The sequence below is a fragment of the Paenibacillus sp. LK1 genome, assembly GCF_002750415.1.
Taxonomy (GTDB): domain Bacteria; phylum Bacillota; class Bacilli; order Paenibacillales; family Paenibacillaceae; genus Paenibacillus; species Paenibacillus taichungensis.
Genome location: NZ_PEII01000013.1, coordinates 1 through 22,464, shown reverse-complemented (window position 1 = coordinate 22,464; position 22,464 = coordinate 1). Strand labels below are relative to the sequence as shown.

Below are 22,464 nucleotides of genomic sequence, written 5' to 3'. Positions count from 1 at the left end.
TTTACAAATGTCTTCTCTCCCGTTAATACTCTGCCCCTAGACTGTGGCTATGATGATCACCAACTTTCAGGGAGGTATGTAACGATGAAGAAGATGACTGAGCGTTATACGCTGACGTCTTCACAGAAAATGATGGTGTTTGTGCTTTCCATGTCACTGTACGGCTTGTCCAACATGTTCACAGAGCTTATTCCCAAGCTCCAGCTTGGACCGATTGAATTGTCTGTTGAGTACTTTGCCTTCATTCCGCTGACACTTTGCATTTTGTTCCACCCCATGATAGCTGCACTTGGTGCGGCTCTTGGCGAAGTGATCTTCGGTGAGCTGATGCTGGGGCAATTTGGCGGACTGGGCGAGCTGGAGAAATTCATTACCTTTGCCTTTGCCATGTATGTCGCAGGACGTATGGTCAGTGATCCTCGCAATCGCAGACAGGTCGGAATTGCAGCCATGACAGGTGTCATCATTCATCAGTTCCTCAGTTCACTGGTGGATATCGGTAAAGTGTGGATTGGTGTAGAGCAGCTGGATGCCGTCCCTGGACTTGCGGAAAGTGTTGTGCTGATCGAAGGGGTTGGCTTTCTGAATGACGTACTGTTCTCAGGCATCCTGTTCGCTTTGCTGCCTACGCTGTATCTCGTCCCCCTGCTCTATGGCAAAATTGAACCACTGCTCGGCATCAAACCTCGTAATCCAGGGATGAAATATGAAGGTATCGGCTTCTTCCGTCCGAAACTGATCCTGATTGGTGTGCTGCTGCTTGCACTTGCCTTTGGTGCGGAATCTCTATCCGAAATGGATATCAACTTCGCTGTTTGGGAGACGGACTATGCAGATCAATATGGTTCGGCTTCAATATGGATTAGTATCGGAGCTGCTGCATTGGTTGCCGTGGTGACATTACTGATCATGCGCGCTAAACGGAGCAAAAATAAAACGGTACCCGGTTCGGAGAATCGCCCTTATGCATAATGAAATGTCCACATCAGCTTCTGTTCCCGCATCGGATTCTGCCATTTCCATTCAAAATGTCATCTTTACGTATCCTGGCTCGGAAGAGCCTGTACTGAATGGAGCTTCGCTCGAACTCCCACGAGGTAGTTTTACAGCCATTATCGGGAGCAACGGTTGCGGCAAATCCACCCTCTGCAAGTTGTTTAATGGCCTTATTCCTCAATTCTACACAGGGGACTTCTCCGGTGAAGTTCATGTACTCGGCATGCCTGCCGAAGGCCGAAGTGTTGCAGACCTGTCCAGAAAGATTGGTTACGTCTATCAGGATTTCGACAACCAGCTCGTACGACCCACCGTCTTGGACGAGGCTTGCTTTGCACCACTCAATTACGGACTGCCCAACTATCGGGAGCTCGGTGAACGCGCACTTGCCATGTGTGGTCTGGATGCCATTCATAACCGATACATCTGGGAATTGAGTGGTGGGCAGAAACATCTGCTCGCTCTGGCCGGAGCTCTGTCGCTCGACCCGGATATCCTGATCGTGGATGAACCTGTCTCACAGCTTGACCCGCAGCATGCAAGACTTATCTATGAGTGCCTTTCGAAATTGAATACGGAATATGGCAAGACGATTATCGTCATCGAACACCATACTGAATTTATCGCCAACTTTTGCGCGGATGTGGTACTGATGGACAAAGGCAGAGTCTTGTGGAATCTTCCCGTCAAGGAAGGTTTGAATCGCATTACCGATCTGGAGCGGCTTGGCATTCAGCCTCCTGAGGTGACACGGGCAGCTGTTCAGGCTGCGGAATTATCGCAGGGAGAAAGAACAAATGCGGCCCCCTCAAGTTCAGGACAACGCTTCCCAATTACTGTGGAAGAAGCAAAGGTTTATTTTGCCGAGCACTACCCATCCATGCCATTCGGTTCTTTGCAAAATGAACCTTCATCCTATTCAAACTTGGCACACGACGTTCCCAATCAGATGGTGAATTCCGAGCGCCTAACGATTGCTTCTACTGCTGAACCGTTGATTCCTATCGTTCAGTTTCATCAAACCCGACTACGTTACAGAGGACTAGGCAAAAAAGAACATGAAGTCATTCGTGGTGTTAATATTTCACTCCATGAAGGAGAACGGATTGCCTTGATTGGCAATAATGGTGCCGGCAAATCCTCCTTACTGAAGATGATGGCTGGCATTAGCCTACCTCAGGAAGGCAGTGTCAGTGTTCTGGGCGAAGTTACGCACCGTTCCTCTTTGGAGCAGCTGGCGGGGAAAGTCGCCTATATTTTTCAGAACTCTTCCGAAATGTTTATCGAGGACAGTGTCCGCAAAGAAGTCGCGTATTTCCTGAAGAACCGTCGCATCCCGGATGCTGACCAGCAAATTGCACATGTATTGGAGCGTTTCCGGCTTACTCCGCTGAAAGAGCGGGATGCCCGGCTTCTCAGTGGTGGACAACAGCGGCGTGTCACACTTGCGATCGGTGCAGCCATGAAGCCTTCACTTATGCTGCTGGATGAGCCTACCGCTAATCTGGACCTTGCCACTCGCGAGGAACTGATAGGTGTGCTGGATGAGCTGGATCAGCATGTGCGAACAACCGTCATTGCCACGCATGACATGCAGTTGGTTACCCAGTGGGCAAGTCGCGTTATCGTGCTTCACAATGGTCAGGTGGAAGCAGACGGCACACCTGCCGACGTGTTTGCAGATGAATCCCTTCTGCGCCGCTCCGGACTTGCGCTTACACAGATCATGGAGCTCTCCCACCGTATGGGACTGCCTACACTTTCATCAACAACCGAGGCTTTTGTTGATAGCCTGTTGAATCAATCACTCACCAAGGAGGATATGCATCATGCAGCTTGTCCGCAACTGGTTTGACAAAATATCCATTGAACGCATTCAGCTTGAGCTGATGAATACTGTATATGGCAGCGGACATGCCAGCCTGTCGCGGATTGATCCCCGTGCCATGCTGATCTGGTATCTCTTTTTTGCCATCGTTCCCTGGTTTGTTCATAACGGGACTGTACTGCTCGGCATGTTTCTATTGATGGTGACGACCACCATACTGTCCAGAGCCGCTCCTTTTATCATTATCATTCTTTGCCTAGGATTAATCGGCCAGGTCGGGTGGATGTTTATCATCTCACTGTTCTTCGGCGGCAATCTGGAATCTGCATTCCCCCTGCTGCTGCTCACCTTGAAGCTGTCCATCGTCTCGCTAGCGAGTATCACCGTCTTTTCCGGCATGGACCCAGAACGGATTGGTGATGGGTTGCTTGCGCTAGGCATGCCTGCTACGTTCTCTTTCAGCCTCTCTTATGCTTATCGCATATTGCCGGTGCTGTTCGGTGAATTCCGCAACATCATGCTGTCCTACAGACTGCGGGGTCAGGTTCCCTCCCGGCACGGATGGCTCTACTGGCGACTCGTTGTCTACTATATGAAGCTGTTCATTGTGTCTTTCTTCCCGCTAATGCTGGCTACCGCCAAACGTTCCCGCACAACGGTGGAAGCACTGGAGACACGCGGTTTTTCGTACGGGATGAAGCATCCCGAATCCAAACGCCTGAAGCTCGCCCATCTGAAAATCACCTCACGTGACCTCGGATTTCTCGCCGGATCGGCAATCTATGTTGCACTGCTGTTTTGGGTCGGCGGGTATTACAAGATTCTATAATTCAAAATAAAATACTGTAACTATTCATACCATTAACCATTCATGGAATAAAGGAGTGTCTTCTATGCGCATTGATCTTCATACTCACGGAAAATTATCCAAAAACTCTGATTTCTCGGTTGATTACTTCACCGAAATGGTCAACGAAGCCAAGGCCAGCGGGCTCGAAGCCCTCGCACTCACTGAACATTTTAACACCCGTAACTTCTACGAAGTCTATGAGACGCTGGATCGTCTCTATCCATACAACGGAGAGTACTACGAGGCAGATGGACTGCGCATTTTTCCCGGCATGGAAGTGGATATTCAGGAGACAGGACATATTTTGCTGGTGGGCCAAAAAGAACATATCCTTGCCGTCCGCAGCGGCCTGGAACCATATACAGCCAAGGGCTCATTCATTCCTTTTGCCGAGTTGCTGGATATGGCCGAAGCCTGGCCTTTGCTCAAAATTGGCGCACACCCTTTCCGCGAGTCCACCCCGCTGTATCAGTTGGACCGTGATTTGTTGGGACGTTTGGATGCTTTTGATCTGAACGCCAAGGATATGTACCAATACGGCATCGAGACGTGCCGCGGGCAGGTTGAACCATTCGCCCAGTCCCTCGGTAAACCCGTCACTGCCGGAAGCGATACCCACCAGTGTCTGCAATACGGTAGTGTATTCAATGTGCTGGTTCGTCCATGTGCATCGGTTGCCGAGCTCAAAGAGCAGATTCTCGCCGGTTCATACAGCATCGAAATATCCAACGATCTTCCTCTACGTGTCAAAGCCTCCGTTATGCTGAAGAAAGTGATGAAACGTCTTGCCAAGCTGGACGCTACCCGTTTGCAGAAAGTTTAGGGAGTAGAAAACCACAACTTCTAAAGAATTCAAAATGAGCCCAAAGGATATTTATCCTTCAGGCTCATGACGGATTCATTTTTACTGTTATTAAAAATCATGCACCGTCACACAGAGCTGAATGACAATTCCGAACGGATCACGGACAATTCCATACCCCGGACTAAACTCGTTTTGTTCATAAGGCACCAGCACCTTAACCTGCTCATGTTGTACCAGCGAATTATACAGCTCTGTCATCGTACTTTTATCTTTCGATTGAATGCATAATGACGTGCTGTTTCCCAGCTGCCACGGTCGACCCGTATCCATTTCTTCCTCAGCAATCATCAATTTGTTTACCCCGATCTGGAGTACCGAATGTGTAATATATTCATCCTGCCCTTCAGGATACTCAAACCCTGGATTCATTTCCTTCATTTCTTTGTAATTTTTCTTGAATAACACATTAGCCCCCAGGTACTTCTCATAAAAAGCAATGGCTGCCGCAGCATCACCATTCATCGACAGAAACGGGATCACTTCAAAATTCATCTGTATTGCCTCCTTCGTTTGATTGGATTACACTGTTTACTATAACGAATAAAGGTGCCAATCCATGGCACCATTGAGAGGTTTTTTTATGAAAAAATCAGAACGCATGAACCAGATGCTGCGCTTTATCAATCAAAAACAACACTTCACCCTGCAAGATCTCATGCAGGAGTTTCAGATATCCAAGAGAACTGCATTACGAGACATCGCGTCATTGGAGGAAATCGGTGCTCCCTTTTATGTCGAATATGGACGTTATGGCGGGTATCGTTTGCTTCAGCAGATGCAGCTGCCCCCCATTTCGTTTAATACGAGTGAGCTTCATGCTCTCTACTTTGCGATGCAGGCATTACGCAGCTTTACCAACCTGCCCTTTCAGATCTCTTTTCGTTCCATTCACGAGAAGTTTCTAAGTGCCCTATCCGAAAACCAGAGACAGGATATTGAACAAATCCAGCATCGGGTCTCTTTTCGACACACCGAGCAAATCCGGGATAGTGAGCATTTGGAATTTCTATTAATGGCCGCTGTTCAGAATATAGTGATACAGATTACGTATCAACATATTCGCAGCAGTAGTATTAACCCAGATAACAGCTCAAATCCCGTTAAAACTAAGCCCAGCATACGCACCATTCAGCCCATCGCCCTCTATGCCATGAAAGGCTACTGGTATTGCCAGGCGTATGATCTTGATAAACAGGCCTACCGTGTGTTCAGATGTGACCGAATCACCTCGTCTGAGGTGACAGACATCGAACCTATACCACATATTAATGAACTCAATCTACAGGATACCCACTCGTTATGGAAACCATCAGAGAGCGCTATCCCATTTAAATGTCTGATCAATGAAGCCGGGATTGAGCTGTTCCAGCAAGAACAGTTTCCATCCATGCGGATTATTAACGAATCTGGAACTGATACTGGACAAACTGGATACGCCTATTTAGTCGGGTCGTATGAAGACCATGAGCTTGAGTTCATCATTCGCTATCTCGCAAGCTTCGGCAAGTCCATTAAAATCTTGGAGCCAGATCACCTAAAGGAATCCTTACGACAGCACTATCTGGATTTGCTCGACCACATTTAACTACCGCCAACAACTAACCACTTGAAATGTGTGCCCGCAACAGGAACCAGCATGAAGATGATACCTCCAGAGACCTCTTTGCACATCGATATCCATCTTTTTTCGTCAAACTCTGGACTCTGATTTATCATGAACTGCTGGAGAGCTTTTTTTATTGCCTATCGCCAACTGAACTATGATTTGCAGCACGATGATTATAGCCAGACCATAGAACGCTTGAACAAAGCTGCCCGTGGTATCATGGAGCCAACCGAGCGCCAGTGGACCGAGCGCGCCCAGAATGTAACCGCCCGATTGAGTCATGGCTGACCAGGCGCTTGCTTCCTGAGCGTTATTCGTCTCATCAATGGGCAGCATCAGCGCGATCGGAAACAGTCCCCCGGCACCAATGCCGAGTGGGATCGCAGCCAACCAAGGACTGACGGACAGGTTCAGCATTAAGACGCCTATCAACTCCATTAACGCACATCCAACAAGCCAGAACACACGTCTTTGGTAACGGTGAACGAGCATTGGAATGAATAACGTAGACGGCAATGAAATTAACGTAAATAACGTTTGGATGCTTCCGGCAGTCTCTTTCGTATATCCCTGGCTCTGGATCGCAGGCGCAAGCCATGCAGTCAATGAATAGAAGATCGCTGCCATCAGTCCAAAGAACAACGTCAGCACCCATGCTCGACTATTTTTCACTGGAAGAGCTTCAACGTTCACAGTAGAAATCTGCCCCGATTGTCGATCTTTTCGTGCTACCAAGGCTAATCTCATCCAGACGGGCAAAGCAATGACGGCGATCAATGCCCAAATCGCTAACGATCCCCTCCACGACCCTCCCAGGATATTTTGAAAGGGAACCGATAATCCAACACTAAAGCTGGCCCCCACGACCATTGCTGTAGAGTAAAGCCCCACCATGGCAGCAACTCGCGTAGGGAAGTACTGCTTGATAAAGCTGGACAACAACGGACCTGCCAATGCAATCCCTACACCGGATAGAAATGAAGTAAACATCATCAGAGGCGTTGCACCCACAAACAACCGCAATGCCGTACCCATTCCAATAAGGATTAATGCCAAAACAATCGCGCCCTCATTCCCCCACCTCCTGCTCAGCTTTACGGAAAATGGAGCGAATATACCCATACATAATACGGGAAGCGTAGTTAACAGACTTGCAGTAATTCCGCTAATACCTAGATCACTTTGTATGGTACTCATTAGTGGTGAAATGGATGTAATGGGTGGTCGCAAATTCAATGAAGCCAGAATAAGCGCCAGAACGATATAAAATAGTTTCACTATGGATCACCTCATGTATTGTTATATAGCTGCATTCACTAATGATCCAGGCTGTAGATCTTTTTGTGGTGCAAGACTAGTATAGAAGTATTACAATGATTGAACAATACAATAGTTTCTATTAAAATGATTATAAAAACCAATGATATGAGGAGAAGCATATGGAAATTCGCCAAATGGAGAACTTTATCGTCGTTTGTGAGGAACTCCATTTTACACGTGCAGCAGATAAAATCGGCATTTCTCAACCTACCTTGAGTCAACAGATTCGAGCGTTGGAGGATGAGTTGGGCGTTCCCTTGTTCGACCGGGTAGGCAAAAAGATTGTGATGACGCAGGCGGGAACGCTATTTCTAGAGCACTGTGTACAAATGGTTCGGCATTTACAGAATACCCAAGATGCATTAGCTGAATTCCGCAATGATCAGCGAGGCAAGCTGGTGATTGGTGTCCTACCCTCCGATTTGGACTACCGTCTTACTCCATTACTCGTTAATTTTCATGCCCATTTTCCCAAGGTGAAATTAAAGGTTGTTTCTTCGATTTATGTACTGAATCAAGTGTTGGATAACGAAGTCGACATCGGCATCGAGCTCACTTCGATTTCTGATGATCGTCTTGTCCGCATTCCTTTGTGCAGCGAAGAATATGTACTCGTCGTTTCGGAGAACCACGCTTGGGCTGAACGAAATGAGATTGGAATTAAGGAATTGCGCGATATTCAGACCGTAATGTTTCCGGAAGGATTCACAGGCAGAGAACTGGTTGATGGCTATTGCCGCAAATATGGCTTTACCTTAAATACAATCATGGAGACAAGTTCGGCGACCTCCATTATTAGTCTGGTCAAAGCTAACGTTGGCGGAACAGTGCTGCCCTATCCACTGATCAAGGCAATGAATGAACCGACACTACGCATCATCCGAATTACGGACGATGCCCCCTACCGTCACTTTGAGATCATTCATCGGTCCGACCGTTATCTGACCCAATCTGCCAAAGCATTTATTGAGAAAACCATTGATTATTTTAATCAAGGATAAGTCCAGAGGGGAGTGAATTGAATGCAAATAAAAGAGGTTAACTTGTTCACCCATCAAATGGAGGCCATGAAGCAGTTTTACGGTACGTTACTGGAGTTGGAGCTACTGGATGAGAGTGCATCATCCGTATCGTTCCGCACAGGAAATTCGGTCCTTTCATTTCAGCACGCTCCTGATCAGGAAAAGCCCTTCTATCATGTGGCATTTACGATTCCGACAAACCAACTTGCTGAAGCCAAGAAATGGGTTCAAGATCAAAACATCCCTTTGCTTTCCAAGGACGATAAAGATGAGTTCTATTTCCCATACTGGGATGCGACTGCTTTCTATTTCTATGACCCGAGTGGGAATTTGATGGAGTTCATCGCACACCATTCGTTGGATAATGCAGTCGAAGAAACCTTTGATTCCAGGCATCTGCTATGCATTAGCGAGATCGGCCTGCCTGTCGATGATGTACCCGATACCATAAGCAAAATGAATGGACAGTATCACCTTGAACCCTTTGCCGGAGACGGAAAACAATTTGCCCCGATCGGTGACGCAGAAGGTATGTTTATTGTCATCGACAAAGAGATGCCCTGGTTCCCAGACGGACGTATGCCCGGGGTATTTGCCACAGAGGTAAAGGTTGCAACGGGGCAACCCGGTAGGCTACGTATACAGGATGGTCTGTATTCCATTGTTTCGATTTGATGTTAGAGTGTACTGAATGAAAAGCTCAAGAGGGACGTGCGGCTCAATACTTACCAAAACCATCCTCACAAGTGATATCCGCCTTAAGAATATCGTACAGATTTTGTTTGGAATTCTCTAATTTTTTCTGTGCCTCTTCAATTTCTGTTATTTTCGCTTGGATAACGCATGCTTGTTCATTACTTGAAAATCCCTGTTTAGAGATCATAGATTGGATCTCATGGATCGTAAAACCAACAGCTAAACATTGTTTAACTACTTCTAGATGCTGAATAATGCTCTGGGCATATACCCGATAGTTATTTTTATCTCTCAGTATATGTTCATCCGTGATAATACCTATCTTCTCATAATAACGAATAGTGGATATCGGAAGGTTTACACTCTTGGCTACTTCACTAATTTTCATATGGATCGCCCTCGTTTCTTTTTCTTGCTATAAAGTATACTTCATAGTTTACAATCCTCATAGTGAGACGGATTGAGGTAACCCCATAACCCACTCTCACCAATATTAGATATGAGGAGAGATATCCATATGAATACAATTACCGGCCAATTCAACAAAACAAATGATTTTGATACCATCGTCTTGGAGCGCCATTCCGTTAAGGTCTACGACCCTGAAGTCAAAATCAGCCGCCAGGAGATGACAGAGATACTGGCGAAAGCTTCACGTGCCCCTTCGGCGATTAACATGCAACCGTGGCGTTTTCTTGTCATCGACAGTGCTGAAGGCAAAGAGAAGCTTGCACCACTAGCCTCTTTTAACCAGACACAGGCACTAACGTCCTCGGCTGTCATTGCCGTGTTTTACGATGCCAATAACGTTGAATACATGGAAGAGATTTTCAATAAATCAGTGGAACTTGGATACATGCCACAAGACATCATGGATATGCAAATGCAACAGGTAAAACCTTATTATGCGAACATAAACGCATCCGAACTACGTGATATTAATCTCATTGACTCAGGTCTCATATCCATGCAACTCATGCTCGTTGCCCGTGCCCATGGCTATGATACGAACCCTATGGCCGGCTATGATAAAGACCAGATCTCTGAAGCCTTCGGACTAGATAAAGAGCGTTTCCAGCCCGTGATGTTGATCTCCATAGGTAAAGCAGCCAAAGATGGCTACCCTTCCTATCGTCTCCCAGTTGAAACGATTACGACTTGGGCGTAACCATAGTAAATTCTAAAACAAACATGAAAATGGAAAACTCTAATTATGAGCACCTTTTTAAACTCATTTCAATTTATCCTGTTGCTCGTGGGTATTACCATTAGAAACTAAAACTAATCGTGCAGAGAGTCTTTAAGATGTATTATCTCTGGATTAAAGATTTATGTTCATATAACAATGAAAATTAATTAATTCCATTCGAGAAATAGATAAAATTTCTGTTCGACCCCTATAACAAGAGTGCTTACCCTATAAACTTTGCTTCAGTCAAAGGATTTCATAAATGTGCCCTCTACTGATTTCGACATAGGAATTTTAACGTTAGATTCATAATGGAAAGGTTCATAACAAAAAAGGGTCCTAATGACAACTGTCATCAGGACCCTTTTAATATAAACTTATATAATATAAGAAATTAACAATCCCTTACTCTACCGTTACACTTTTCGCCAGGTTACGTGGTTTATCCACATCGTGACCTAGTGCCAGGGAAGCGTAGTATGCCAGTAATTGCAATGCTACAACGGACAGAGCCGGGCTGAGCAGTGGCAACGTCTTAGGAATCGCAAACGCTTGGTCAACGGATTTCAGCAATGGTGCTACGTGCTCTTCGTACGTAATTGCCAGTACGTCTGCGCCACGTGCTTTCACTTCTTTGATGTTGCTCACAGTTTTCTCCAGAACGTTCTCCTGCGTTGCCAAAGCAATGACAGGGATACCGTCCTCGATCAATGCGAGCGTACCATGTTTCAACTCACCCGCAGCATACGCTTCGGAGTGAATATAAGAGATCTCTTTCAGTTTCAACGATCCTTCTTGTGCTACTGCATAGTCCAGACCGCGGCCGATGAAGAAGAGATGTTCATGTTTGGAGATTTGTTCTGCATATCCTTTAATAGCTTCCGCTTGCTCCAGCATGGATTCAACTTGCTCAGGCAATGCTTGCATTGCTGCCAGCGTGTGAGCAATCTCTTCTGCTGTTTGTGTGCCACGAACTTGTGCAAGGTACAGACCCAGCAGGTTGAACGCGATCAATTGCGAAGTGTACGCTTTGGTGGAAGCTACTGCAATTTCCGGTCCTGCCAGTGTTGCAATCACATCGTCTGCATCACGTGCAATGGAGCTACCTACAACGTTAGTGATGGCGAGTACATGTGCACCATTTGACTGTGCTTCACGCAGTGCAGCAAGTGTATCAGCCGTTTCACCAGATTGGCTCACCACGATCACAAGTGTATCTTTGCTTACGATCGGGGAACGATAGCGGTATTCTGAAGCAACATCTGTTTCAACCGGAATACGTACCAATTGCTCAATCACTGTACGTCCAACCAGACCTGCATGGTACGCTGTACCACAAGCGATGATTTGAACGTTACGGATATTTTTAATTTGTTCTTCAGTCATTTTCAACTCAGGAAGTTGAACCTTTTTGCTTTCATTATCGATGCGACCCAGCATTGTATCACGATATGCTTTTGGTTGCTCATGAATTTCTTTCAGCATGAAGTGCTCGAATCCGCCTTTTTCTGCGGTTACAGCATCCCAATCGACACGAATCATTTCCCGAGAAATAAAGTTACCTTCAATCGTCATCAATTCGACAGCATCATGTGTCAATACAGCCATCTCACCATCATTCAGAATGTACACGTTACGTGTATGTTCCAGAATTGCCGGGATGTCGGAACCAATGAAGTTCTCGCCTTCACCAATACCAATAATCAATGGGCTTGCTTGACGCACAGCTACGAGTTTCTCAGGCTCATGCTCTGTCAATACACCTAGTGCGAATGCGCCACGCAACAACGTGATCACTTTTTGCACTGTTTTAACGATATCACCATTGTATTCACGTGCGATCAGGTGAGAAATAACTTCAGTATCTGTCTCGGAAGTGAACGTGTGACCTTGAGCCATCAATTCGTCCTTCAGATCCAGGTAGTTCTCAATAATACCGTTATGCACAACAGAGAACTTCTGGCTTCCATCCGTGTGTGGATGAGAGTTCTCATCAGATGGTTTACCATGAGTTGCCCAACGTGTGTGTCCGATTCCGGCATTACCTACCAGTGGTGCACCATCCAGCTTAGCTTCAAGGTTCGCAAGACGACCAAGAGCTTTCGTGATTTGCAGACCTTCCGGTGTGAATACCGCGATACCTGCAGAATCATAACCACGATACTCGAGTTTCTTCAAGCCTTCGACCAATACCGATTGAGTGTTCTTATTACCAATATATCCAACAATACCGCACATAGTTTATTTCCTCCGTTTGTATATGAATACTGTGTCACGAAGAGAAACAGGCTGGCACGGCATATCGAAAAAATGAAAATGATTGCCTAACGTATCATGAAAACTTTCAATTATTCAATTATCAATGATCAGAGCAGCCTCTTGCCGCTCCGCAGTCATAAGCTGTTATTAGATGCAATCATGAATGTACATCATTTTCCCGTCCGCGCACTGTTCACGCTCTTCGCGCACATTCATTTGAATTTTAGTTGAATCTTGCACCTACCGGCGCGTTGTGTGGACAGTCACCCATCCATTTTCCGCAATCCGGTTTACGGCTCTGGTGCATCACCGGGAGGTCCCCGCCGAACAATCCGAACACCTCCACCTCGTCAGCTTGATTGCCGTCGATCTTGCTCAGTAACATCTTTATTGTTTCAAGATTAGTACTGATCAAAATCCTTCCCGCGCAACTTCAAGCTCTGGCGCTTGTGTAACTAGTACCTTACGATCCTCACTTTCTGTGTCTGAATGACGACTCCACTCATTATATGCACGTCAGGTTCATTTTGCAATGGAGCAAAGTACCTGTGACAATTTCGGCATATTTACCCACAATCCCGACCGGATAAACAGACCCATGGTCTCACTAGGCCGGGACGTAGGAATATGGGTTTGTATGGCATAAACCCTGTTAGATTAAACCTTATGAGACAGTGATTCCCTTGAAACAACCGTGTTTGGAAGGCCTATAGATCAGGTCCTATACCAGTTCTTTTTGCACAACATCTGCAATTTGAGATACGAATTGTTCAAGTTCATCTTTATCTGGTCCTTCCGCCATAACGCGGATCAGGGATTCGGTCCCGGACGCACGAACAAGTACACGTCCATTATCGCCCAGATGCTGCTCTACTGTAGCAATGGCTTGCTCAATCGCGGAATTGCCCTCGTATTTACTCTTATCTTCAACACGCACGTTCACCAATACTTGTGGATACTGGGTCATCAGCGCCTTAAGTTCACTCAGTTTTTTACCGGAAGCCTTCATCGTGTCCACAAGCTGAATCGCTGTCAGCATGCCGTCGCCTGTTGTGTTGTAATCCAAGAAAATAACATGACCGGATTGCTCTCCACCCAGGTTATAACCCCCACGGCGCATTTCTTCCATCACATAACGGTCACCCACAGCAGTCTTAGCTGTTTTCAGTGCCAGTTTCTCCGTTGCTTTGTAGAATCCGATGTTACTCATTACGGTAGATACCACGGTACTGTCTTTCAGCTTGCCTGCACGATTCATCGCATCACCACAGATGCACAGAATGAAGTCACCATCAACCTCAGCTCCTGTCTCATCAATAGCAATCAGACGATCCGCATCCCCGTCAAAAGCAAGGCCCAGATCCGCATTATGTTTCAGCACCTCTTGTTTCAAATGCTCCGGATGAGTTGATCCGCATTGCTCATTGATATTCAGGCCGTTAGGCTCAGCGCCAATGGCAATGACTTCTGCACCAAGTTCTCTGAACAACTTGGGTGCCAGTTCATAAGCTGCTCCGTTAGCACAGTCCAGAACAATTTTGAGTCCTGAGAACGATTCATTTACCGTTGTTTTCAGGTAGTCCAAATAGCGATAACGGGATTCTTCATCCACAGTAACGGTCCCCAAACCACCACCTACTGGGCGCGGCAATTGATCCGTTTCTGCATCCATCAGTTCTTCAATCCGGTTCTCCGTCTCATCGGACAGCTTGAAGCCATCTCCCCCGAAAAATTTAATTCCATTATCCTCAACCGGATTGTGAGAAGCCGAGATCATTACCCCTGCATCGGCTTTCAGCAGACGAGCAATATACGCCACTCCAGGAGTGGATACAACACCCAGACGAATTACATCGGCGCCAATGGACAGCAAACCTGCAACCAGTGCGGATTCCAGCATAAGGCCCGAGATTCGGGTATCCATACCAATAACCACTTTCGGTCTTTCCACACCGCCTGCAAGCACATAACCACCACAACGTCCGATGCTGTAAGCCAGCTCCGCCGTTAATTCTTTATTGGCAACACCTCTTACGCCGTCTGTACCAAAATATTTCCCCATGATCTAACTCCTTCTATTCGCATCATATAAGAGCATAAACGTTATTTTTAAAATTCTGATCTGAACATTTTCTTTACGGATTGGAGCCACTATTACTGCTACCGCTGTTATTGGAGTTACCTCGACTGGTATTCCCCTGCTGGCTCTGCTCCTGATTGTCCGTATTCGATTCTGTTTCTTCTTCTCCAGGAGCAGTTTCGGTATCTCCATTCTCGACTTCGGCTGGTGAAGGATCAGGCCCCAGCGTTCCTTCATCATTCGGATCCTCGCCGGGAGCAACCGTCGTATCATCAGCCTTTTCGCTAATTTTGACGGTAGCGCTCAGATCAACTGATGATTCATCCAGTTTGGCAAAACGAGGCAAGTCAGCCTCAAGCTTTATTTCATGCGTGCCTACCGCAAGTCCAGCAAGATCCGCAGTCAGCTTGATATCATCACTACTTAGACCTTCAAGCATCGTGGAAGAACCTCTAAGCGTAATATTCAAGCCGCCACTTTTGGGAGTCACCAGTGTCCCTTCCAGCCCGCTCCCCGCGTCAGTAAGCGTAATGGGCACGTTCGGAAAGACTTTGGTCGTCTCCTGAAGCTCATCGTAAGGCGATACCGTCACCTTAAGCTGAATCGAACTAGGCTCGATTTTCTCAAAACCGGGAGGCGGCGTCAAGTCCACGTTAACTGTAGACGTTCCTGGCTCATTGAACTGTGTAAGATCAAGGGTTACTTGGTCGTAGGACTGTATACCCGCAAGCGCATCCTCTGTTCCGTAAACCGAGACTTCTTTCACGCTTGGTTCAACCGTGGAGAGCACCATTCCCTCCGGCAGCTGTCCCGAATATTTGATTCTTAAGGGCACAGTTGTATAGGGCTGACTGACCGGAATACGGACTTCAACGGTTTCTGGTGTAACAATCGCATTTTCAATGACCTTGCCTTCGGCATCGTATGCCTGAAGCTTCACTTTTTTCTGCGTTACGTCATCCTTCGCATCCTTCACGCTCACACTGCCCTGAACCTTCGCTACGGCGTCAAGCTGCCCTTCCGGCAGAGTTACCTTAACTGGACCTGAAGGTTCAACAACGGGCGTTCCAGCGTTATATCCGGCGGATGGTTCTCCTTCGGGTACAATATTCACATTGAAGGATTTGGTGCCCAATTTCTCCACGTTGACCGTAACCATGGAAGGCTCCATGCTGACTACCTCAACCCCGGAAGGCAGATCGGGTACTAGCGGTAACGTATTGGACCCATCTTTCACCTGACTAAGATCCACTAGCACCTTATAATCATCATTCGTAAAAATCGAAGTTAACATCGAACGCTGCCCTTTAATCTCCAGACGTACCTCATCCGTACTTAATGAAGTAAGTACATAGGAGTTACTGTCGAGTCCATAAGGCTGAACAGGCACAGTACGCTCCACAACCTTATTAGTTGTCCCTGTCGTGATCGTTGGCGTAGTTGGTACTTCATCCAGATGTATCATGAACCAGAGCAACAAACTCACCGCTAAAGCGAGAATCTTGGCAAAATTGTTGTTATTGAACCATTTATCCATTTTTACGTCCCCCCTTCCGTTTCCAGAAGGTAGTCCAACCATTCTTTTTAGTCAGATTGGATGTTGGACGCAGTTCTTCGTACAGTTTGGCAATCAATGATTCTTCCTTAATATCACGAACAACCTGTCCATTCATCGCAAGCGACACTTGTCCCGTCTCCTCCGAAACAACCAAACAGATCGCATCTGCAACCTCGGTAATCCCAATTGCTGCACGGTGACGCGTTCCTAGCTCTTTGCTAATAAACGGATTCTCGGACAAAGGCAAATAACAGGCTGCCGCCGAAATCTGTTTGCCCTGTATAATGACGGCTCCATCATGGAGCGGTGTATTCGGAATAAAAATGTTAATCATCAGCTCTGAGCTAACCAGAGATTGCATCTGAATGCCGGACTCCGTGTAATCGTTCAGACCTGTTTCTCGTTCAAATACAACCAATGCACCAATTTTACGTCGTGACAAATAATTTACGGACTTAATAATCTCACCAATTAAAACCGTTAATTCTTCATCACTTGCTGCTGCCGAGCGTCCAAACAGTTTACCTCTACCCAATTGCTCCAGACCACGGCGCAGTTCCGGTTGAAAGATAATAAAGACCGCAACGACACCAAACGTAAACATCTGGTTCATCAGCCATTTGAGCGTATAAAGGTTTAGCCACGTACTTAGTGCCCAGATCACTACAAGGAACAGAATGCCTTTAAGCAACTGAACTGCACGGGTACCCCGCACAAGCAAAATCAATTTGTACATAATATAGGTAACGATCAATATATCGATAACGTCCTTAATGGACTCTTTCCACGTTAAGTCAGCAAAATAATTCATAAGCCAGCCCCCGCTATCCCCATTGATGAGTAAACCCTGCTCTCATATTAACCCATTAGGATTTAATTAATCCTTTATCGCATTTGCATAATCCATTCAGACTCACTCTCAGGTACAAAAGTTGGCCAGAAACGAGCACTCTGATCTAACCAGCGTAAAGACGAACAGAATCATTTCCATCTATATTTTGCTGATTGAAAGACGCTCTTTGGATTTATGCAAAAAGCTTATCTATATGTAGTAGTATGTTCTCTTTAGTATCTAGGTTATAACGTTAACGTTCATGTTGCAAGTTACGGGAGTCACAAACTGCGCATAAACAACACAAATCCCATAAATTACAAAGTTATCAGATAAAAAAAGAGTACCCCAGCAATCTGGAGGTACCCTGCTTGGTATATACCATTGAAGAATTTACCCTGTTTTAGCGATAAGCCACTTCATTTACCATATTGGTTATTTTGTACCAGAACCAGTCCAGCGCCTGATCAATACTTTTCACCTGACCGGAAATATGTGCCGTTGAAGCCTGATACAACTGTCCGTCGATGACCGTTAGATTGCCATTCACATCACCGTACACCTGAGCAGTTCCATTCTCTATCGTAAGATCGCCAGCAATGGACTTGCCCTCCGGAACAATAACCGTGTTTCCTTCAATCACGATCTGGTCCAAATTATTTCCCTTAACGACCATTTCGTTATTCTGATTCCAGAAATTCCAGGCGCTAAAGAGCATCACGACCAAAAAGAAGGCTGCCGCCGTCAGCGCGGGATGTCCTTTGACCCATTTGAGCCATACTTGCTGTCTCTTGGGCTGGGGCAGAGCATTCATAATTCGATTGGTCAGCTCATCCGAGGCAGACGGTGAATAGTGTTTCATGGCAAAGAGTAGCATTTCCGTCTGTTCCAACTCTTTAAAGCGCATGCGACAATCCGGACAGGTCACAAGGTGACTTTTCAGTTCAACCTTCTGGGCCGGGGACAACGACTCATCCAAACATTCATGCATTAAAGAGACGGCCGAGTTGCAATCCATATGAGAGCCAATCCTTTCTTAGATCACTTAGTCCTTGCATTGCCAAAAAGCACGCATAAGACTTGCATACATTACATACGCATCCGTTTCGGATATGTTTCAAATAATTTCGCCCAAAATACAGACGTTTTACATTTACAACTTGTATTCCAGTTTTTTACGCAAAAAATCACGGCCCCGATGAACACGAGTCTTAATCGTTGTTACGGGCATACCTGTCACATCACTGATTTCCTGTAGCGACAAGTCCTGTAAATATCTCAAAATCATGACTGATTTATACTTGGCCGGCAAACTGTCAATCGCTTCACGGATTAGTGTCTGTGTTTCAGACAAAAGTGCTTCACTCTCTGGTGTACGATCATCGCTTGGAAGCATTGCATAACCATCAGATCCTTCCTGATCATTCAGCTCTGCATCCAATGAATAAGAAGGTTTCTTCCGCCGTAAGCGGTCAATACACAGATTGGTTGCAATCCGATATATCCAGGTTGAGAACTTCTGGTTCGGATCATACTTCTCCATATTACGAAACACACGTAAAAACGTCTCCTGTACAACGTCCTCAGCTTCATGACGATTGTTCAGCATCCGGTATGCCAGATGAAACAGCTTGTCCTTGTATAATTCAACGATTTCTGCAAAGGCTCGCTGGTCACCCTTCAGTACCAGCTTAACAAGCCTGTTCTCCAAATTGTCCACCCTTATTCCCCCAGACATGCTGATGGGTCTTCCGCCTTCTGATACCCGTCCACACTTGTAATTCACCAATCAAATCGTAAATCAACTTTGGTCAAAAATCAAGACTGTGCCGGAAAATAACCGCCAAAAACAGTAAAAACGGGAACTCCCGAAGGAGTCCCGTTTCATCTCTCACTCAAGCTGAGGAAAGAATTAAGCTTTTACTATCTATATGGCTGGAAAATTCACTTCATATATTGTTAAGCAGGTTAATGATCAGCCCGTATTCCGAAGTCCTGCAGCAATGCCGTTAATTGTAAGCAGCACTTCACGCAGCAACTCTGTGTCATCCTCGCCACGCTCACGCATGTCTCTGAGCTCACTCAGAAGTTGGACCTGCATGTAGGACAAAGGATCGACATATGGATTACGAAGTCGGATCGACTCTTGAATCACCGGTACATCATCCAAAATTTCAGCTTCTCCCGTAATTTTCAGAATCAGCTCTTTGGTAAGTTTGAATTCAGATTCAATCTGACCATAGATGCGATCACGTGCTTCCACATTGGAAGTCATGGCCGAGTATTCCTTCGCAATAACCAGATCTGCTTTGGCAACAGCCATCTGCACCGTATCAATTAGTGTACGGAAGAATGGGAAGTTTTCATACATTTCTTTCAGGACAACCAGATTTTCTTCTTTATCCTGATAGTAACTTTGAAGTCCAGTTCCTGCCGCATACCATGCGGGAAGCAGATAACGACTTTGGGTCCAGGCAAATACCCAAGGGATCGCTCTCAGGTCCTCGAACTTGTCGCTGTTTTTCCGTTTGGATGGACGTGAACCAATATTCAGTTCCCCAACCTCAGGCAGCGGTGTCGATTCCTTGAAGAAAGTAAAGAAGTCTGGATCACGGAAGATGAGATCCTGGTATTTTGTCAGGGATACTTCAGAAATATCTTTGATGATGCTGTCCCACTGACGCTCTGAGTCCGACTCCTGCGGCTCCAGACCGTTTAGTGCAGCTGTAATCAAAGCCGATGTAGCCTGCTCAAGACTGCGGTATGCAATTCCCTGAAGGGAATAACGGGAAGAGATAACCTCACCCTGCTCTGTAATCTTGATGCCCCCACCAATGGTGTGTGGTGGTTGAGCAAGAATACTACGGTTGAGAGGCATACCCCCACGTCCAAGCGCTCCACCTCTACCATGGAAGAACTTCAGTTTAACGCCGTGTTTATTCCCAACAGCGGTGATAGCATTCATCGCCACGCGCAGCTCCCAGTTGGCTGTAACAACCCCGCCATCCTTGTTGCTGTCCGAGTAACCCAACATGATTTCATGCAGTTCATTCCGTCCACTCACACTTGCGCGATATACCGGAAGATTGAACAGCTTCTCCATAATTTCCGAAGCGGCATGAAGATCATCAATCGTTTCAAACAATGGAACCGCTTGAAGCGTAGATACCACTTCACCGTTATGCTCTTTGCGGAACAAACCTACTTCTTTGGCAAATACCATAACCTCAAGCAGATCACTTGCTCCTTGGGTCATACTAATCAGGTAGCTTGTGATACAGCCGGCCCCAAACTCACTCTGAGCACGTTTGATCGTACGGAATACATCCAGAGTTTCTTTGGTCCCCTCAGTGTATTGGTGATAAGGGGAAGTCAGCGGACGAGGATCATCCAGCAAACGAGCCAGCAAATCGATTTTGCCATCTTCCGTCAAACGAGCATAATCTTCTACGATGTTCATCTTGGCCAAAATCTCCGACATCGCATTTTCATGCTCTTTGCTGTGCTGACGCACATCCAATGCAGCTGTATGGAATCCGAACAACTCCACTTGACGAATCATTTTACGAATGGTCGTATCTGCTACATAGTCTGCAAAGTGATGACGCAGGCTGCGATCGATAATCATCAGATCATCCATCAGTCCTTGAGCGCTGTCATAGCGGTCAGGCTGTCCTACTTTGTTCTCATCCAGAACATTGTTCAGCTTGGCAATCATATAAGCCAATTTAATGCGATATGGCTCTTTTTCATTCCGCCACATGTCCACTTTTTTCAACGTTACACAACTACGATCTTGCTCAATCGACTGCACCAGCTCATCCGATACGTGAATGATGTTCGTGCTGAAGCTGAGATGTCCCATAAGTTCAATCATAATCCGTTGATACTCACGTAAAGCGAGCTTACGCTGCATCAACAGTGTCTGCCATGTTACATCTGAAGTTACCGAAGGATTTCCATCCCGGTCTCCACCGATCCAGGAACCGAACCGCAAATACGTCGGCACATGCCAGTCATGGTCAGGATAAAATTTATTCAGGCAGCGTTCAAGCTCCTGGTATACATCCGGAAGTACATGGAACAACGTTTCATGAAAGTAATACATTCCGTTCCGTACTTCATCAAGCACAGTCGGTTTACGGTCACGAAGCTCATCAGTCTGCCATAGTGTAATGACTTCATTCAGCAACTTCTCCCGCAACTGTTCACGTTCACGCAACGTCAGCGTAGGATTATCAAGTGACATGACATCTTCGGATATCCGTTTGTGGATGTCCAGTATAACCCGACGCATGGCTTCGGTTGGATGAGCTGTCATCACCAATTCCAGCGATAAATCTTCTAGAATATCCTCTACTTCCGTGTGAGACAGTCCACGTTCCTTCAGATCTTGTACTGCTTTTTCAATCGATCCAGGCTGCACAGCGTCCCCTGCAGAACGTTCATAATCCCGTTTACGCCGGATCCGATGGTTTTGTTCAGCAATATTAACTAATTGAAAATAAATCGCAAAAGCTCGAATCACCTGATGGCGATTTTCTGAGTCTAATTCCTGGATCATCGTTTTGAACTCTGCATAAAGTTCTGGCAAGAACTCTGCACGCAACGATTTGCTCGTTTCCCGAATCTTCTCAACGATATCTAGAAGTTCCGTGCCTCCTTGATGGACAAGAACTTCTCCGAGTATATTGCCCAGGAACCGCACGTCTCGCCGAAGCAGGTTGTTGGATTGGCTTTTGCTGGCGGTTACCATAGTTTCAGTCATGCTTATCCTCCCATCTGATCGTTCCATTCGTACACGTAAATTTGACACCTTCATAACATCATACAATAAAATGGTACGAAAATCTTTATTTTTCTACTAGTAAAAATGGGGATTTACCCTGATTTACAGCACAAAAACACGCTTTATTATTCATTTTCTTGTTCTGCTTCGATTAATGGTCAAATGCTGTCGCATGATACCTTTTTCACGTACTTTTCATTACTCGAATAACTCATACCTATTCTTAATTTTTCATAAATATACAGTTAGACTTGGAATGTTCGTTGCACCTGAATGGATTCGTATCTGCATGATTTCCATTATTACAAACCAGACGAAACATAAAGAAACATGACCGGCAAAGCAAGCTTTTGTATACTTTATCACAGTGACGCAATAAATTAAAGAGTGTTTTTATAATTTTTTGATTCTTATAGCAGAATTTAATAAAGGGGTTTGAGTTATTCTTTCACTTATCAAACGAATATAGGGAAGATTGGTATTATAATGAGGTGTTGTTTCTATAAATAAAAGAAAAGTCCCTGTATATACAGAGACTTTTCAATGATTCATGAAGCGGGTGATGGGAATCGAA

The 22,464-nt window shown here is 45.8% G+C and carries 18 protein-coding genes; 8 read left to right on the top strand and 10 right to left on the bottom strand.

Features of this window, described 5'->3' with window-relative positions; all coding sequences use genetic code 11:
• Window positions 1-84 precede the first annotated feature (84 nt).
• The 4 genes from CS562_RS25110 (at window position 85) to CS562_RS25095 (ending at window position 4,497) form a co-directional block, all read left to right on the top strand.
• Window positions 85-972, top strand: a complete 888-nt coding sequence (locus CS562_RS25110) for a DUF8171 family membrane protein (RefSeq protein ID WP_076291167.1) — start codon at window positions 85-87, stop codon at window positions 970-972.
• Entirely contained in the window at window positions 965-2,851 is a 1,887-nt protein-coding gene (locus CS562_RS25105) for an ABC transporter ATP-binding protein (RefSeq protein ID WP_083679064.1), read from the top strand. Before CS562_RS25110 ends, CS562_RS25105 begins: the two co-directional genes overlap by 8 nt.
• Window positions 2,826-3,653, top strand: coding sequence for an energy-coupling factor transporter transmembrane component T family protein (locus CS562_RS25100; protein WP_099858520.1), 828 nt, complete (start codon window positions 2,826-2,828; stop codon window positions 3,651-3,653). The genes CS562_RS25105 and CS562_RS25100 overlap by 26 nt, the downstream gene beginning before the upstream one ends.
• 64 nt (window positions 3,654-3,717) lie before the next feature.
• A complete protein-coding gene (locus CS562_RS25095) occupies window positions 3,718-4,497 on the top strand; it encodes a PHP domain-containing protein (protein ID WP_099858519.1) in 780 nt (259 codons plus the stop codon).
• Between the two features lie 90 nt (window positions 4,498-4,587).
• Here the strand turns inward: CS562_RS25095 and CS562_RS25090 are convergent, their stop codons facing one another.
• Window positions 4,588-5,031 (bottom strand): VOC family protein, encoded by a 444-nt coding sequence (locus tag CS562_RS25090; RefSeq protein ID WP_064640672.1) that lies wholly within the window; start codon window positions 5,029-5,031, stop codon window positions 4,588-4,590.
• 88 nt (window positions 5,032-5,119) lie between these two features.
• On the opposite strand from CS562_RS25090, the gene CS562_RS25085 reads away from it, so the two are divergent.
• Window positions 5,120-6,124, top strand: coding sequence for a helix-turn-helix transcriptional regulator (locus CS562_RS25085; RefSeq protein WP_099858518.1), 1,005 nt, complete (start codon window positions 5,120-5,122; stop codon window positions 6,122-6,124).
• 105 nt (window positions 6,125-6,229) lie between these two features.
• Here CS562_RS25085 and CS562_RS25080 read toward each other — a convergent pair whose 3' ends face one another.
• The gene (locus tag CS562_RS25080; RefSeq protein ID WP_099858517.1) at window positions 6,230-7,423 is read right to left on the bottom strand and encodes an MFS transporter; all 1,194 of its coding nucleotides are present in this window, start codon (window positions 7,421-7,423) and stop codon (window positions 6,230-6,232) included.
• A 161-nt stretch (window positions 7,424-7,584) separates the two neighbouring features.
• Between CS562_RS25080 and CS562_RS25075 the strand changes: the two genes are divergently transcribed.
• Together CS562_RS25075 and CS562_RS25070 are read left to right on the top strand one after the other, a co-directional pair.
• The gene (locus tag CS562_RS25075; protein ID WP_099858516.1) at window positions 7,585-8,466 is read left to right on the top strand and encodes a LysR family transcriptional regulator; all 882 of its coding nucleotides are present in this window, start codon (window positions 7,585-7,587) and stop codon (window positions 8,464-8,466) included.
• Between the two features lie 21 nt (window positions 8,467-8,487).
• Entirely contained in the window at window positions 8,488-9,162 is a 675-nt protein-coding gene (locus CS562_RS25070; RefSeq protein ID WP_099858515.1) for a VOC family protein, read from the top strand.
• 43 nt (window positions 9,163-9,205) lie between these two features.
• Here the strand turns inward: CS562_RS25070 and CS562_RS25065 are convergent, their stop codons facing one another.
• Window positions 9,206-9,571: a MerR family transcriptional regulator gene (locus tag CS562_RS25065; protein ID WP_180287215.1), complete on the bottom strand. Its 366-nt coding sequence runs from the start codon at window positions 9,569-9,571 to the stop codon at window positions 9,206-9,208.
• A gap of 129 nt (window positions 9,572-9,700) precedes the next feature.
• On the opposite strand from CS562_RS25065, the gene CS562_RS25060 reads away from it, so the two are divergent.
• Window positions 9,701-10,351 (top strand): nitroreductase family protein, encoded by a 651-nt coding sequence (locus CS562_RS25060; protein WP_063567049.1) that lies wholly within the window; start codon window positions 9,701-9,703, stop codon window positions 10,349-10,351.
• 426 nt (window positions 10,352-10,777) lie between these two features.
• Here CS562_RS25060 and glmS read toward each other — a convergent pair whose 3' ends face one another.
• From glmS to ppc, 7 genes are all read right to left on the bottom strand, one after another.
• Window positions 10,778-12,610, bottom strand: coding sequence for a glutamine--fructose-6-phosphate transaminase (isomerizing) (glmS, locus tag CS562_RS25055; protein WP_076291158.1), 1,833 nt, complete (start codon window positions 12,608-12,610; stop codon window positions 10,778-10,780).
• Between the two features lie 742 nt (window positions 12,611-13,352).
• Complete coding sequence (gene glmM, locus CS562_RS25045) at window positions 13,353-14,693, bottom strand: phosphoglucosamine mutase (RefSeq protein ID WP_076291156.1); 1,341 nt, start codon at window positions 14,691-14,693, stop codon at window positions 13,353-13,355.
• Window positions 14,694-14,766: 73 nt separating this feature from the next.
• Complete coding sequence (locus CS562_RS25040; protein WP_175381723.1) at window positions 14,767-16,248, bottom strand: CdaR family protein; 1,482 nt, start codon at window positions 16,246-16,248, stop codon at window positions 14,767-14,769.
• A complete protein-coding gene (cdaA, locus tag CS562_RS25035) occupies window positions 16,241-17,080 on the bottom strand; it encodes a diadenylate cyclase CdaA (RefSeq protein ID WP_063567044.1) in 840 nt (279 codons plus the stop codon). Before cdaA ends, CS562_RS25040 begins: the two co-directional genes overlap by 8 nt.
• A gap of 424 nt (window positions 17,081-17,504) precedes the next feature.
• Window positions 17,505-18,119 carry a zf-HC2 domain-containing protein gene (locus CS562_RS25030; RefSeq protein ID WP_062329949.1) on the bottom strand — a complete coding sequence of 205 codons (615 nt, stop codon included), beginning with the start codon at window positions 18,117-18,119 and terminating at the stop codon, window positions 17,505-17,507.
• A 135-nt stretch (window positions 18,120-18,254) separates the two neighbouring features.
• Window positions 18,255-18,821 carry an RNA polymerase sigma factor SigW gene (gene sigW / locus CS562_RS25025; protein WP_017692117.1) on the bottom strand — a complete coding sequence of 189 codons (567 nt, stop codon included), beginning with the start codon at window positions 18,819-18,821 and terminating at the stop codon, window positions 18,255-18,257.
• A 255-nt stretch (window positions 18,822-19,076) separates the two neighbouring features.
• Window positions 19,077-21,869: a phosphoenolpyruvate carboxylase gene (gene ppc / locus CS562_RS25020; protein ID WP_076291154.1), complete on the bottom strand. Its 2,793-nt coding sequence runs from the start codon at window positions 21,867-21,869 to the stop codon at window positions 19,077-19,079.
• Window positions 21,870-22,464 lie beyond the last annotated feature (595 nt).

Bases quoted from the DNA above. Each gene is read 5' to 3' on its own strand.
- CS562_RS25110 (WP_076291167.1), top strand. From the start codon at position 85: ATGAAGAAGATGACTGAGCGTTATACGCTGACGTCTTCACAGAAAATG.
- CS562_RS25105 (WP_083679064.1), top strand. From the start codon at position 965: ATGCATAATGAAATGTCCACATCAGCTTCTGTTCCCGCATCGGATTCT.
- CS562_RS25100 (WP_099858520.1), top strand. From the start codon at position 2,826: ATGCAGCTTGTCCGCAACTGGTTTGACAAAATATCCATTGAACGCATT.
- CS562_RS25095 (WP_099858519.1), top strand. From the start codon at position 3,718: ATGCGCATTGATCTTCATACTCACGGAAAATTATCCAAAAACTCTGAT.
- CS562_RS25090 (WP_064640672.1), bottom strand. From the start codon at position 5,031: ATGAATTTTGAAGTGATCCCGTTTCTGTCGATGAATGGTGATGCTGCG.
- CS562_RS25085 (WP_099858518.1), top strand. From the start codon at position 5,120: ATGAAAAAATCAGAACGCATGAACCAGATGCTGCGCTTTATCAATCAA.
- CS562_RS25075 (WP_099858516.1), top strand. From the start codon at position 7,585: ATGGAAATTCGCCAAATGGAGAACTTTATCGTCGTTTGTGAGGAACTC.
- CS562_RS25070 (WP_099858515.1), top strand. From the start codon at position 8,488: ATGCAAATAAAAGAGGTTAACTTGTTCACCCATCAAATGGAGGCCATG.
- CS562_RS25065 (WP_180287215.1), bottom strand. From the start codon at position 9,571: ATGAAAATTAGTGAAGTAGCCAAGAGTGTAAACCTTCCGATATCCACT.
- CS562_RS25060 (WP_063567049.1), top strand. From the start codon at position 9,701: ATGAATACAATTACCGGCCAATTCAACAAAACAAATGATTTTGATACC.
- glmS (WP_076291158.1), bottom strand. From the start codon at position 12,610: ATGTGCGGTATTGTTGGATATATTGGTAATAAGAACACTCAATCGGTA.
- glmM (WP_076291156.1), bottom strand. From the start codon at position 14,693: ATGGGGAAATATTTTGGTACAGACGGCGTAAGAGGTGTTGCCAATAAA.
- CS562_RS25040 (WP_175381723.1), bottom strand. From the start codon at position 16,248: ATGGATAAATGGTTCAATAACAACAATTTTGCCAAGATTCTCGCTTTA.
- cdaA (WP_063567044.1), bottom strand. From the start codon at position 17,080: ATGAATTATTTTGCTGACTTAACGTGGAAAGAGTCCATTAAGGACGTT.
- CS562_RS25030 (WP_062329949.1), bottom strand. From the start codon at position 18,119: ATGGATTGCAACTCGGCCGTCTCTTTAATGCATGAATGTTTGGATGAG.
- ppc (WP_076291154.1), bottom strand. From the start codon at position 21,869: ATGACTGAAACTATGGTAACCGCCAGCAAAAGCCAATCCAACAACCTG.